Source organism: Cupriavidus sp. NPDC089707 (assembly GCF_044748965.1).
Lineage (GTDB): Bacteria > Pseudomonadota > Gammaproteobacteria > Burkholderiales > Burkholderiaceae > Cupriavidus.
Genome location: NZ_JBIVHB010000001.1, coordinates 669200 through 682467, shown reverse-complemented (window position 1 = coordinate 682467; position 13268 = coordinate 669200). Strand labels below are relative to the sequence as shown.

The window sequence follows — 13268 nt, the reverse complement described above, 5'->3', positions numbered from 1 at the left end:
TCAGTCTTTCGCGGGCGGGTTCTTGCCGGCGACTTTGCCTTCGGCTTCGGTTTTATCTTCGTCCTCGCCCGCCATCCAGCGGCGCCAGCCTGCATGCCCCAGGCGGCGCATGGTTGCCTGGTTGCGCTCGTAGATATCCGCCGCATCCGGAAAGGCCGCCGCAGCGCGCGCGATGCTGTCCTCGCGCAGCAAGTGCAGGATCGGATACGGTGCGCGGTTGGTGTAGTTCTCGATATCGTCCGGCCCGCTATCGGCGAACTGGTATTGCGGATGAAAGCTGGCGATCTGCAGTGTGCCTTCCAGGCCAAGGCTACCAAGCAGGCGGTCGGCGAAGTACAGCAGGTCGTTGTAGTCGAGGAAATCGGCCACCGCGTCGGGCAGAATCAGCAGCGTGGTGTCGATCTCTGCCGGATCCGCCTCATCGAGCAGGCGGAGCTCGCGCTCGAGTTCATCCAGCACATCCGGCGCTAAGGTCGCCGTGCTGACCACGTAACGCACCTGCTCCTTCACATAGACGCTCTTGGCAAAGGGGCACAGGTTGAGCCCGATCACGGCGCGTTCAAGCCAGTGGCGGGTGGCGGCAATAACCGCATCTGCGGCGTCTGCGGAAGTGACAGCGGGAGACATGATGGCAATACCGGGGAAACCGTCATTCTAGCGCTGCCGCAGGATCTATAATCCGCGGCGGAAGCAACCCCTGCCCTCGCCCGACCGCCAATGTCCCTCGCCAATCCTTCCCCTTCGCTTTCCAACCGCCCCGACGTCGCCATCATCGGCGGCGGCCCGGCCGGGCTGATGGCGGCCGAGGTACTGGCGGCGCAGGGCGTGAGCGTGGCGGTCTATGACGCGATGCCGTCGGTCGGGCGCAAGTTCCTGATGGCTGGCAAGGGCGGCATGAACCTCACACATGCGGAGCCGGAACCCGCCTTCCTCGGCCGTTATGGCACCCGTGCCGCGGAGATCGCGCCGATGCTTGCGGATTTCGGCCCGCAGGCGCTGCGCGAGTGGGTCCACGGGCTCGGCATCGACACTTTCGTCGGCAGCTCCGGCCGCGTCTTCCCGACCGACATGAAGGCCGCGCCGATGCTGCGCGCATGGCTGCACCGGCTGCGCGAAGCCGGCGTGCAGTTCCATATGCGCCATCGCTGGCTGGGCTGGCTGGACCTGGACGAGGGCGCACCGCACCTGCTGCGCTTCGCCACGCCGCATGGCGACGTGTCGGTGGCCGCGCGTGCCGTGGTGCTGGCGCTCGGCGGCGCAAGCTGGGCGCGGCTGGGATCGGATGGCGCGTGGGTGCCGCGGCTGGCTGACCGTGGCGTCGATATCGCGCCGCTGCGCCCAGCCAATTGCGGCTTCGATGTGGCATGGAGCGAATCGTTTGCCGACCGTTTCGCCGGCACGCCGGTCAAACCGGCGGCGATCGCATTGACCGATCGCGACGGCAACGCGCACTACCGCCAGGGCGAATTCGTCATCAGCGCCACCGGCATCGAAGGCAGCCTCGTCTATGCGCTGTCGGCACCGATCCGCGACCGGATCGAAGCCGACAGCAGCGCGGTCATCCACCTCGACCTGCTGCCCGCGCACACCGCCGAACAGGTCGGCAACGCCGTGAACCATCCGCGCGGCTCGCGTTCGCTGTCCAGCCACCTGCAAAGCCGGCTCGGCATTACCGGCGTCAAGGCCGGGCTGCTGCGCGAATGCCTGACGAAAGATGCGATGCAGGATCCCGGCACGCTGGCCGTGTCGCTCAAGGCGCTGCCGCTGCGCCTGCTGCGGCCACGCCCGATCGACGAGGTCATCAGCAGCGCCGGCGGCGTGCGTTTCGAGGCGATGGATGAGCGATTGATGCTACGCGCGCTGCCAGGCGTATTCTGCGCGGGCGAAATGCTGGACTGGGAAGCGCCCACCGGCGGCTACCTGCTGACGGCGTGCTTCGCCAGCGGGCGCACCGCGGCGCTGGGCGCCGCGGCACATCTTCAGCAACCCCTGCGGCAAAACTAGGCCTGCTTGCCGCCGGCGATGCTGAGCGCCACCGCTTCGGCCACTTCGATGCCGTCGATGGCGGCCGAGTAGATGCCGCCGGCATAGCCCGCGCCCTCGCCCGCCGGGTACAGGCCCTTGACGTTGATACTCTGGTAGTCGTCGTTGTTGCGGCAGATGCGCAGCGGCGACGAGGTGCGCGTCTCCACGCCGGTCAGCACCGCGTCATGCAGCGCGAAGCCCGGCAGCTTCTTGTCGATCTCCGGAATGCCTTCGCGGATCGCCTCGATCACGTAGTCGGGCAACGACGTGCTCAGGTCCGTCGGCGTCACGCCGGGCTTGTACGAAGGCTCGACCGAGCCCAGCGACGTCGACGCACGGCCGGCGATAAAGTCACCCACCAGCTGGCCCGGCGCGTTGTAGTTGCTGCCGCCCAGCTCGAACGCCCGTTCTTCCCACTTGCGCTGGAACTCGATGCCAGCCAGCGGGCCGCCCGGATAGTCCTCCGGCGTAATGCCGACCACGATGCCGGCGTTGGCATTGCGCTCGGCGCGCTTGTACTGGCTCATGCCGTTGGTCACCACGCGGCCCGGCTCCGACGCCGCCGCCACCACCGTGCCGCCGGGACACATGCAGAAGCTGTACACGGAGCGCCCGTTGCTGCAGTGGTGCACCACCTTGTAATCGGCCGCGCCCAGCAGCTTGTTGCCGGCGAACTTGCCGAAGCGGCTGCGGTTGATCAGGCCCTGCGGATGCTCGATGCGGAAGCCCAGCGAAAACGGCTTGGCCTCCATGAACACGCCGCGGTCGTGCAGCATCTGGAAGGTATCGCGCGCGCTGTGTCCGACCGCCATGATGACGTGGTCGGCTTCCAGGTACTCGCCATTCGACAGCCTCAGGCCGCGCACTTGGCCGCCGTCGATGTCGATATCGTCGACGCGCGTTTCGAAGCGGATCTCGCCGCCCAGCTCGATGATCTCCGCGCGCATCTTCTCGACCATGCTGACCAGCCGAAAGGTGCCGATATGGGGGCGCGCCTTGTACAGGATGTCTTCCGGCGCACCGGCGCGCACGAACTCGTTCAGCACCTTGCGCCCATAGTGCTTCGGGTCCTTGATCTGGCTGTACAGCTTGCCGTCCGAGAACGTGCCCGCGCCGCCTTCGCCGAACTGCACGTTCGACTCCGGGTTGAGCACGCTCTTGCGCCACAGGCCGAACGTGTCCTTGGTGCGCTCGCGCACTTCCTTGCCGCGCTCCAGGACAATCGGGCGGAAGCCCGACTGCGCCAGGATCAGGCCGGCCAGCAGGCCGCATGGGCCCATGCCTATCACCACCGGACGCAGCGCGGGGCCGCCCTGCGGCGCGCGCGCGACGAAGCGGTACTCCATGTCGGGCGTCTCGCTCCAGTTGGGCTTGCCGGCCATGCGCTTGCGCGCCGCGGCTTCGTCGCTGACTTCGATATCGATGATGTAGGTCAGCTTGATATCGGAGCGCTTGCGCGCATCGTGCGCGCGGCGGAATACGGTATAGCCGATCAGGCCGTCCCCCTTGACGCCGATCTGCGCGGCGCTGGCACGCACGGCGGCATCCAGGTCGCTTTCGGTATGGTCGAGCGGGAGTTTGACTTCACTTAGACGTAGCATGGGGAACCCGGGAACTGCGGCCGGGGGGTTGGGCACACCAATGTGCCAGGCCGGCCGGAGCGCAATTTTATAGTTTTTCGGGCGCCGGGTCGGCAATCGGTTGCGGCTGGTGCCGCCATGGCGACGGCATGCGGCGTCTGCGCCACCCTGCCAGCGCCCCCAGGCGCGCGAGCATGCCAGGCGGCATGGCGATGGTAAAGGCGGCATCGCCGTGCGCCGCGACCTGCAGCCAGCCGCGTTCCGGTAGGGTCAGCGACTCCCCCTCGCGCAGGCGCCAGCGCGGGACGTGCCAGCTTTCGGCCAGCCATTGCGGCGGGCCGCTGACCTCGATCCGGCCGGCACCGGCGTGCAGTACCGTGCCCGCCGGCACGCGCAGAAGCAGGCATTGGCCGGCGGACAGGCGCGTGGCGGACGCCGGCAAGACGCCCTCTGAAGGGTCGATCGATACGCTTGGCATGGCTTGGCTCCGGTAACAGATTCAGGCCTCCAGACTATCGGCCGGCCTCCGCACGCGGCAGGCACACCCCCGCGCAACCCCTACCGGAACAGCGAGCCAAAACCGAGGCTGTTACGATACAGACACCCCGCATCTGTATCTGTACCCCAATGGCCATCCGCGCCACCATGCCGCCCATGGAATCCACCCCGCTCTACCGCCAGGTTGCCGGCCACTACCGCCGCGCCATCGAATCCGGCACGCTGACCGCCGGCGACCGCATGCCCTCCGTGCGCGCGCTGATGGGACTGCATGGTGTCAGCCTGTCCACGGCGCTGCAGGCCTGCCGCCAGCTGGAGAGCGACGGCCTGCTCGAAGCCCGCCCGCGCGCCGGCTATTTTGTCGCGGCACCGGTGCGCGCGCCGCTGGCACCGCTGACCGAACCCGATGCCGCCCTGCCCGATCCCGCGCAGTACGTCGGCATCCACCAGCGCATTTCGGGGCTGCTGGCGCGCAGCCAGCACCAGCATGTCCATACCAACCTGGGCGGCGCCTACTGTGCGCCCGCGCTGTATCCCGCCGATGCGCTGCGCAGCGCCGCGGCGCGCGCCCTGCGCCGGCATCCGCTGCTGTTCGGCGAGGCGGTCGAACCGGAAGGCCATGCGCCGCTGCGCGGCGCCATCGCGCGCCAGGCGCTGCACGCACGGATGCAGCTGGCGCCGGAGGAGATCGTCATCACGCACGGCTGCACCGAGGCGCTCAACCTGGCGTTGCGCGCGGTGGCCGGCCCTGGCGACGTGATCGCGGTGGAATCGCCCACTTACTATGGCCTGCTGCAGATCCTCGAAAGCCTCGGCATGCGCGCCCTGGAAATCCCGTGCAGCCCGCAGACCGGGATGTCGCTCGAGGCGCTCGAGCTGGCGGCGCAGCACTACGACAATATCCGCGCGGTGGCGGTGGTGCCCAACCTGCAGAACCCGCTCGGCTGCATCATGCCGGACGCGCACAAGGCGCGGCTGGTGCAGTGGTGCGAGTCGCGCGGCATCGCGCTGATCGAGGACGACTGCTTCTCCGCCACCGCCGACGGCGATACCCAGCCGGCGGCGGCCAAGGCCTGGGATGGCAGCGGCAACGTGATCCACTGCGCCTCGCTGCACAAGGTGCTGGCGCCGGGCATGCGGCTCGGCTGGATCGCTGCCGGCAAATGGCAGCCGCGCGTGGAAATGCTCAAGTTCGGGCTGTCGCGGCCCAACGAGATGCTGTCGCAGATGGCGGCGGCGGATTTCCTCGCCAGCGGCGCGCATGAACGGCACCTGCGCCGGCTACGCACGCGGCTGCAGTTGCAGCGCGAATGGTTCGCCCAGGCGGTGGCGGCCAGTTTTCCGGCCGGCACGCGGCTGGGCTCGCCGCGCGGCGGCATGCACCTGTGGGTAGAGATGCCCGCGCCGGTATCGTCCGAGGCGGTCTTCGACCAGGCGCTGCAGGCCGGCATCCGCGTCATGCCCGGGGTGATGTTCTCCAACGCCGGGCGTTTCGACCATTGCCTGCGCATCAACTGCGGCACGCCACGCTCGACGCAGATCGAGCGCGCACTGGCCACGCTGGCCGGCGTGGTGCACCGCCTGGCTGGCTAGCCACGCGCGGGGGGCGCGCGCATTTTTGCAACACGCGCGCGACCGCCTGGCCGGACTGACCTGCTTTTTGCGACCGGTTTGCCCCATTTGCCGCCGCCTCGCCTATCCTAGTGCGCTGGCGCGGCGGCCGTGGCCTCGGCTGGTCCCCGGAAACACTGCCAGGCCCCGCCACCAGACGGGAACAAGAACAAAGGAGAGTGGCCTTGAGCAGTCCATCCGCGGCATCGCGCAACCGCCCTGCCGGCACCGAGCCGGGGAACAGCTTCGACGATTACCAGACGCTGTTCCAACTCGCCCCCGTGTCGCTGTGGCTGGAAGACTTCAGCGACGTGCGGGTCCATTTCGAACAGCTGCGCCGCGATGGGGTCACCGACCTGCGCGCCTACCTGCGCGCCAATCCGCACCAGGTGGCGCAATGCTCGTCGCTGATCCGCGTGATCGACGTCAACCAGCGCACGCTAGACCTGTTCCGGGCGGCCGACCTCGATGACCTCATCGCCAACCTCGAGACGGTCTTCCGCGACGACATGTTCGACCAGCACGTGGAAGAACTCGGCCAACTCTGGGACGGCGGCAACCGCTTTGCCAGCCAGACCGTCAACTACACGCTGAACGGCGAACGCCTCGATATCCGGCTCGAAGCCACGGTGATGCCCGGCCATGAAGGCAGCTGGGAGCGCGTGCTGCTGTCGGTCGAGGACATCACCGCGCGCGTGCGCACCGAACGCGAGCTGCGCCGCAGCGAGCAATACGCCGTGGGCCTGTTCGAACACTCGCCGGTGTCGCTGTGGGTGGAAAATTTCAGCGCGGTCAAGGTGCTGCTCGACGAAGTGCGCGCGGCCGGCATCACCGACTTCCGCACCTTCCTCAACGTGCATCCGGACTTCGTCTCGCGCTGCATGCAGGAAATCCGCGTGCTCGACGTCAACCGGCAGACGCTGCTGATGTTCGGCGCCGAGTCCAAGCAGATCCTGCTGTCGCGCCTCGGCGACGTGTTCCGCGACGACATGCGCATCCACTTTGCCGAGCAGCTGATCGACCTCTGGCACGAGAAGCTGTGGCAGCAGCGCGAAGTCATCAACTACGCGCTCGACGGCCGCCAGGTCGACGTCTTCATGCAGTGGTCGGTCTTCCCCGGCTGCGAGGCCGACTGGGACCAGGTGCTGGTGTCGCTGACCGACATCACCGCGCGCAAGAAGGCCGAGGCCTATGTCGAGTTCCTGGGCAAGCACGACGTGCTGACCAAGCTCTACAACCGCGCCTACTATGAGGACGAACTGGCGCGGCTGGGCCGCAAGGGCCCGTGGCCGGTCAGCGTGGTGGCGGTGGACCTGAACGGGCTGAAGGTCGTCAACGACCAGTTCGGCCACGGCGACGGCGACGGCCTGCTGCGCCGCACCGGCGAGGTGCTGAAGAAAGCGGTGGGCGAGCAGGCCTGCGTGGCGCGTATCGGCGGCGACGAATTCATGCTGCTGCTACCCGGCCGCGACGAGCGCGGCGCCGCCACGGTGGTCGAGCAGATCGAAAAGGTAGTGGAGCTGAACAACACCTTCTATCCCGGCGTGCGCCTGAGTTTCTCCATCGGCCACGCCACCTGCGTGCAGGGCGCGCGCCTGACCGACGCGGTCAAGGTGGCGGACAGCCGCATGTACGAAGCCAAGCGCGCGCATTACGAGGCGCTGGGCAACGAGCGCCGCCGCGGCGGCAATTGAAGCGCGGGCGGCACGCGCCTCAGCCCGGCGCGCACTCTCCGCGCATCAGCGCCCATTCCTCGCACTGCTTGCCTGAGGGAAAGGTGCAGATGCCGGTCTGGCCGGCGGGCGTCGACACGATCGACAGCTTGCCGCCGCGCTGGGCGCAGTTGACCGAAGCCGGATTGGGCATGCCGACCGTGGGCGCCGGGCTGGCCGGTGGCGCTGCGCCCTGGCCTCTCGGCGTGGTTGCGCAGGCAGCGGCGCCAAGGCTGGCGGCGACCAGCCACAGTGCGGATCGGACACGCATTGGGATCTCCATCAGGTCAGTCCCCACAGCAAAAGAGCCGGCTTGCGCCGGCTCTCTTGTGGTTACAGGTACGCGATCAGGGCCACGCCCGCCACGATCAGCCCGAACTTGGCCACGTAGTACAGCTGGCGGTTCCACGCCTTGAAGCGACGGCGATATTGCCCGCCCAGCCAGACAAAGCGGAACAGCTTGTTGATCATGCCGGTCTGGTCGTGCTCGTCGTTGGGCGAGCTGGCCGCGGTCATGACCTTGCGGCCCATCCAGTGGTTGAACTTCATGGCCCAGCCATAGCGCATCGGGCGCTCGATATCGCAGAACAGGATCAGTCGATTGGTCTCGCTGCGGTTCTCGGCCCAGTGCAGGTAGGTTTCATCGAACACCACGCCCTCGCCGTCGCGCCAGCTGTGGCGCTCGCCGTCGACCTCGATAAAGCAGCGGTCATCGTTGGGCGTGGACAAACCCAGGTGATAGCGCAGCGAGCCGGCGAACGGGTCGCGGTGCGGATTGAGCTTGCCGCCCGGCGGCAGCTCGGCGAACATCGCTGCCTTCACGCTGGGCAACTCGCGCAGCAGCGCCACGGTCCTGGGGCACAGCGTCTCGGCCGACGGGTGCTGGGCCTCGTACCACTTCAGGTAGAAACGCTTCCAGCCGTACTTGAAGAATGAATTGAAGCCGGCGTCGTCGTTCTTGTCCGCGGCCTTGATCTTGCGCATCGCGCCCAGCGCCAGCCCTTCGTCGCGGATCTCCGGCCACGCGGCGCGCAGCTTTTCCAGGTCGGGGAAATTATCGACCGGGATGTACGGCGTGCGCGGCACGCCAGAGAACGCATACATGAAGCAGTTGATCGGCGCCACCAGCGCCGAATGGTCCAGCAACTGGCGCCAGATCTTCAGCCTTACCTTGCCGCGGAAGTGCACATACAGGATGGCACCGAGGTAGCCCGCGACGATTATCCACTTGATCACCCGAAATCCTCCTGGTTAGCCGCCCTGGCGCGCACGATGACGGGCGCAGCGGGCCGGCCGGGCGAAAACCGGCATTTTAGCGAAATGGGCGACGCACCGCAGCTAGTGGCGGCTGCGGCACATCGCAACGAATGGCTATCAGGACTCGCGACCGGGTCCGCCGCGCGACTGGCGCGCAATGCGATCGATCAGTGCCTGGGCATCTTCGGGCATGCCCTGCAGCGTCAACAAGCGCGCGTTGAGCACCAGGTTTTCCAGCACCAGCTTGGCGGTCGAGGCCCACATCGTGGCCAGCAGCGCTTCCATCGGCATGCCGGACGCTTCCATCCGCTCGGAGCGCTCGGCGATCAGCCGGCACGCCAGCTGGCGCAGCGCGCGGTCATCGAATGGCAGGTCGGCGTAGTCGATTGGGTCTTCCTTCTCGACCTCGGCCATCAGTTGCAGCAGGGTGTCTTCTTTCATGGGCAGACTCCTGGCAAAGCATGAACCAAACGGGCACCGCGACGGCGGTTATGCTATACGCGGCTATACGCGAAATTCTCCCGCCATGTCGGCGTCGGTGCGCGCCTCCAGGCGGCCCGACCGACAGGCGGCGACGAACTGCTCATAGTCGCGCTCGACCTGGTCGGCATAGCCATTGGCATAGCCTACCATCGCATCGGCCATCCGGTCGCTCCGTCCCAGGTAACCGCTGACCTCGGCGGCCAGCCCGCTGCCCTTGGCATGCGCCCGCGCCAGCACCCAGCCGCACAGCGCGGCGTAGCGGCCGAAGATTTCGGCATCCATCAGCTCGAGCTGGGGCGACAGCTTCATGTCGCGCAACTGCCGCATGTAGAAGTGCCTCCCGAACGGCCCCTTGGTCCAGCCCAGGAACAGGTCGCTGGCCGCCTGCATCAGGCGCTGGCCCTCGACCACGCGGCGCCCCTCATGCGCGGCCGCCGGCCCCTTGAAGAAGCGCGCCACCACCGAGCGCGTGGCTTCCTTGACCTGCAGGAACAGCGGCTTGTCGTGCTGGTCGATCATCAGCAGGATCATGCAGCGCGTGCCCACACTGCCGACCCCGACCACCTTGAAGGCCTGGTCGTGGCGCGTGAAATGCCCCAGCAGCCGGCGCCGGTCGGGCGCCAGCGTCGACAGGTAGTCCTTGAACGACTGTTCCAGCGTCTGTTCGGGATCGGCCACGGTCAGCCAGTCGTCGCCCGGATCGAGCAGCGTCTGCTTGCCGCGCACATGGAAGACGGCGGGCGGCGCATCCAGGATCCGCCAGCGGCCTTCGACGCGTTCGGCCAGCTTGGGCAGCAGCGCATCGTGGGTGCGGTCGGCCGCGCGCTCGATGCCGCGGCGGATGCGCTTCTGCACATTGGGCGAGGCCTCCTCTTCCAGCAGCCGCTCGAACGTGATGCGGTCGTACCAGGTGTCGAGCATGCCCATCTCGGCGTAGCCCTGCATCCGGTCGCGGTAGCTGCGTACCGCCTGGCGCACCAGGTCGTCGGCGGTGTCGGCGGGATGGCGCAAATGGCGCGCGGCCACCACGAAGCTGGCGCACAGCCGCTTCAGGTCCCATTCCCACGGACCGGGGCTGGTTTCGTCGAAATCGTTGAGGTCAAACAGCAGCGCGCGTTCGGGCGTGGCATAGCCGCCGAAGTTGGCCACGTGGGCGTCTCCGCAGACCTGCATGGTCAGGCCCGTGTCGGGCGTGCCGGCGAGATCGTGCGCCTGGATGATCGCAGTGCCGCGGTAGAAGGCGAAGGGCGATTCCAGCATGCGGCCGTAGCGCAGCGGCACCAGCCGGGGCACGCGCCCCTCGCTGCTGATCTCGAGCAGCTTGACGGGATCGCGATCCAGATTGCCTAGCGCCTCGTGCGCGCCGCGAGGTAACTGTTGCCGGATGGACTTGCCGCGATCGAGGCGGGCCTCGACGACATCCTCGGGGGCCGGGCCGCTTTCCGCGCCGCCACTTGTTTCCGCGTCTTGCCGTATCGCCACGATGCCTCCCTGCCGGCGCGCCGGCGGTTTTGCCATAGGTGCAGCTTCTGTGGCACAAGCTAGTGCAGCACGCCGCGGCTTGTCAATCGACCGGCCGCGTCGGCAAGCGTGGCGCTATGCTCAGAGCGCCGGCGGCTGGCGGCGGAAGCCGACGCCGAAGCGGTTCCAGGCATTGATCATCGAAATCAGCAAGGTCAGGTCGGCAATTTCCTTTTCCGAGAACTGTTCGCGCACCGCGTTGTAGTCGGCGTCGGGCGCCTGGCTTTGCGGCAGCAGCGTCAGCGCCTCGGTCCAGGCCAGCGCGGCACGCTCGCGCGCAGTGAACCAGCTCACTTCGCGCCATGCCGGCAGCAGGCTCAGGCGGCGATCGCTCTCGCCATGCTTGCGGGCGTCCGTCACATGCATGTCGAGGCAGAAGGCGCAGCCGTTGATCTGCGAGGCACGGATCTTCACCAGTTCCTTCAGGCTGTTTTCCAGCCCGCAGCGGGCCAGATAGATCTCCACGCTGACCATTGCCTTGTAGGCATCCGGGGCCACGTCTTGCCAGTTCATGCGTTCTTCCATGTCGATTCTCCAGGGATCCGGTTGAGAAATTGGCGGGCGCTGGCCCGTTGGACTCAAAGATAGGCCTTGCGATTGGCTCCGTACACCGCCAATTTGCGGCAAAATCGGTAGACCAATTTCAGGGCCACAACCATGGAGTTCCATCTCGCGCTGGACCACGCCGGCGACCTTACCGCGCAGATCGTTCACCAGATCCGCGCCGGCATCCAGGCCGGGCGCCTGGATGCCGGCGCGCGCATGCCGCCCACAAGGCTGCTCGGCACGCAACTGGGCGTCGCGCGCAAAACCGTGACCACGGCCTATGAACGGCTGGTTGCCGAAGGCTGGTTGCACGCCCGCGTGGGGGACGGCACTTATGTCGCCGAGGGGCTGGCGCGCAAGCCGGTTCGCATCGCCGCCGCGCCGGTACTGCCGCCGGCGGTGCAGCGCTGGATGGCGGTGGAGACGCCCTTCCTCGGGCCGGCAGGCGGTGCGCGCTATGCGTTCCAGCCGGGCCAGGCCGACACCACGCGCTTCCCGCATGAAGCCTGGTCGCGCTGCGTGCGCGCGGCACTGGCAGCGGAACGGCAGCGCCCGCCCGGGCCCGCGGATCCATGTGGCGAGATGCCGCTGCGACAGGCCATTGCCACCCATATCGCCTTCACCCGCGGCGTGCAGAGCGCTCCCACGGATATCCTGGTCACTGCAGGCGCGCAGCAGGGTATCGACCTGGCCGCCCGGCTGCTGCTGGGGCCGGGCGCCGTGGTGGCCATGGAGGATCCCGGCTACCCGATGGCGCGCGCGCTGTTCCAGGGACTGGGCGCGCGTGTGGTGCCGGTGCCGGTTGACGGCGAAGGACTGGTGGTGGAGGCACTGCCCGGCGAGGCGACGCTGGTCTTCGTCACGCCGTCGCACCAGTCGCCGCTGGGCGTGCCGATGAGCCTGGCGCGGCGGCAGGCACTGCTCGACTGGGCCGCGCGCCGCCACGCAGTGATCCTGGAGGACGACTACGACAGCGAGTTCCGCTATGGCGGGCAAGCGCTGGACGCGCTGCAGACGCTGGACCGCAACGGGCGCGTGGTGTACCTGGGCACGTTTTCCAAGACGCTGCTGGCCAACCTGCGCGGCGGCTACCTGGTGGTGCCGCCATGGCTGATGCCGGCGGCACGCAAGGTCAAGCACCTGATGGACTGGTACACCCCGACGCTGATCCAGCAAGCGCTGGCGCGATTCCTGTCGGAGGGACACCTGCTGCGCCATATCCGGCGTTCGCACGCGCGCCATGCGCAGCGGCGCGCGCGGCTGCTGGCGCGGCTGCACAGCGACCTGTCACCCTGGCTCGAAGCCCTGCCGGCAATCGCGGGCTTTCACCAGTCGGCGCGGCTGCGCGTGCCGGTGGCTACCGACGCGCTGGTGGCGATGGCACGCCTCGCGGACCTGGAACTGGCCACGCTCGACCCCTTCTACGCCACCCCGCCTCCAACCTGCGCCGGCCTGCTGCTCGGCTTTGGCGCCATCGACCTGCTCGACATCGATCCGGCGCTCGACCGGCTGGCAATGGTACTCTCTGCCTTGGCCCCCGAGCCGGCGCACGTCGCGTGACGCCACCACCACTCTCCGGTAAAAGCGCCGGACTCAGGGTACGCACCGAATGCGTGGGAGCGCACGCACAGTCATACTGGCGTCCGCAAGCTTCCGTTGAACAAATCGGACGGGAAGCAGTCTCATTCGCACTTCCAACCACACCAGAGTCGCGTTCATGACCAAGCGTTTGTTGTCCGCCATGCGTCAGTACGCATGGTTTTCAGGGGTAAAGCACCATGTCGTGCAGGGCGTCGAAGCCCTGGCGGAATTGCTCAAGTCCCCTTCCGCCGCGGCGCGTGCCGTCGCGGCCGTGATCGCCGAGACCGAGCACGGCGTGCAGGTCTGGGTCTCGTACCTCGGCAAGCCGCTGGACCCGCACACCAACTACGTGCTGTGGCCGAACCGTGCCCTGCGGCCGGCACGGCGCCGCATCCAGCCTTCCCCGATCGAGCAGTTGCAGATGCGACGACGGCGCGACGAATAGCTGCGCCCT

The 13268-nt window shown here is 67.8% G+C and carries 13 protein-coding genes; 5 read left to right on the top strand and 8 right to left on the bottom strand.

Features of this window, described 5'->3' with window-relative positions:
* Positions 1-627 (bottom strand): DUF1415 domain-containing protein, encoded by a 627-nt coding sequence (locus tag ACIP1U_RS03290; protein WP_400311658.1) that lies wholly within the window; start codon positions 625-627, stop codon positions 1-3.
* Between the two features lie 90 nt (positions 628-717).
* Between ACIP1U_RS03290 and ACIP1U_RS03285 the strand changes: the two genes are divergently transcribed.
* Complete coding sequence (locus ACIP1U_RS03285) at positions 718-2004, top strand: TIGR03862 family flavoprotein (protein WP_400311655.1); 1287 nt, start codon at positions 718-720, stop codon at positions 2002-2004.
* On the opposite strand, the gene ACIP1U_RS03280 is transcribed toward ACIP1U_RS03285, so the two are convergent.
* Together ACIP1U_RS03280 and ACIP1U_RS03275 are read right to left on the bottom strand one after the other, a co-directional pair.
* Entirely contained in the window at positions 2001-3626 is a 1626-nt protein-coding gene (locus ACIP1U_RS03280) for an NAD(P)/FAD-dependent oxidoreductase (protein WP_400311652.1), read from the bottom strand. The genes ACIP1U_RS03285 and ACIP1U_RS03280 overlap by 4 nt on opposite strands.
* A 67-nt stretch (positions 3627-3693) precedes the next feature.
* Entirely contained in the window at positions 3694-4083 is a 390-nt protein-coding gene (locus ACIP1U_RS03275) for a hypothetical protein (protein WP_400311649.1), read from the bottom strand.
* Between the two features lie 176 nt (positions 4084-4259).
* Between ACIP1U_RS03275 and ACIP1U_RS03270 the strand changes: the two genes are divergently transcribed.
* Complete coding sequence (locus tag ACIP1U_RS03270) at positions 4260-5696, top strand: PLP-dependent aminotransferase family protein (RefSeq protein ID WP_400311647.1); 1437 nt, start codon at positions 4260-4262, stop codon at positions 5694-5696.
* Positions 5697-5899: 203 nt separating this feature from the next.
* On the top strand, positions 5900-7408 hold the full coding sequence (locus ACIP1U_RS03265; protein WP_400311645.1) for a diguanylate cyclase domain-containing protein: 1509 nt from the start codon (positions 5900-5902) through the stop codon (positions 7406-7408).
* Between the two features lie 19 nt (positions 7409-7427).
* Here the strand turns inward: ACIP1U_RS03265 and ACIP1U_RS03260 are convergent, their stop codons facing one another.
* The 5 genes from ACIP1U_RS03260 to ACIP1U_RS03240 form a co-directional block, all read right to left on the bottom strand.
* Complete coding sequence (locus ACIP1U_RS03260; RefSeq protein ID WP_400311642.1) at positions 7428-7697, bottom strand: DUF333 domain-containing protein; 270 nt, start codon at positions 7695-7697, stop codon at positions 7428-7430.
* Between the two features lie 62 nt (positions 7698-7759).
* Positions 7760-8662 carry a lipid A hydroxylase LpxO gene (lpxO, locus tag ACIP1U_RS03255; protein WP_400311639.1) on the bottom strand — a complete coding sequence of 301 codons (903 nt, stop codon included), beginning with the start codon at positions 8660-8662 and terminating at the stop codon, positions 7760-7762.
* A 138-nt stretch (positions 8663-8800) separates the two neighbouring features.
* The gene (locus ACIP1U_RS03250) at positions 8801-9124 is read right to left on the bottom strand and encodes a hypothetical protein (protein WP_400311636.1); all 324 of its coding nucleotides are present in this window, start codon (positions 9122-9124) and stop codon (positions 8801-8803) included.
* 63 nt (positions 9125-9187) lie between these two features.
* A complete protein-coding gene (locus tag ACIP1U_RS03245; protein WP_400311633.1) occupies positions 9188-10684 on the bottom strand; it encodes a DUF2252 domain-containing protein in 1497 nt (498 codons plus the stop codon).
* 84 nt (positions 10685-10768) lie between these two features.
* Positions 10769-11212: a carboxymuconolactone decarboxylase family protein gene (locus ACIP1U_RS03240; protein ID WP_400311630.1), complete on the bottom strand. Its 444-nt coding sequence runs from the start codon at positions 11210-11212 to the stop codon at positions 10769-10771.
* A 132-nt stretch (positions 11213-11344) separates the two neighbouring features.
* Between ACIP1U_RS03240 and ACIP1U_RS03235 the strand changes: the two genes are divergently transcribed.
* On the top strand, positions 11345-12793 hold the full coding sequence (locus tag ACIP1U_RS03235; protein ID WP_400311627.1) for a PLP-dependent aminotransferase family protein: 1449 nt from the start codon (positions 11345-11347) through the stop codon (positions 12791-12793).
* A gap of 157 nt (positions 12794-12950) precedes the next feature.
* The gene (locus ACIP1U_RS03230; protein WP_116317469.1) at positions 12951-13259 is read left to right on the top strand and encodes a hypothetical protein; all 309 of its coding nucleotides are present in this window, start codon (positions 12951-12953) and stop codon (positions 13257-13259) included.
* Positions 13260-13268 lie beyond the last annotated feature (9 nt).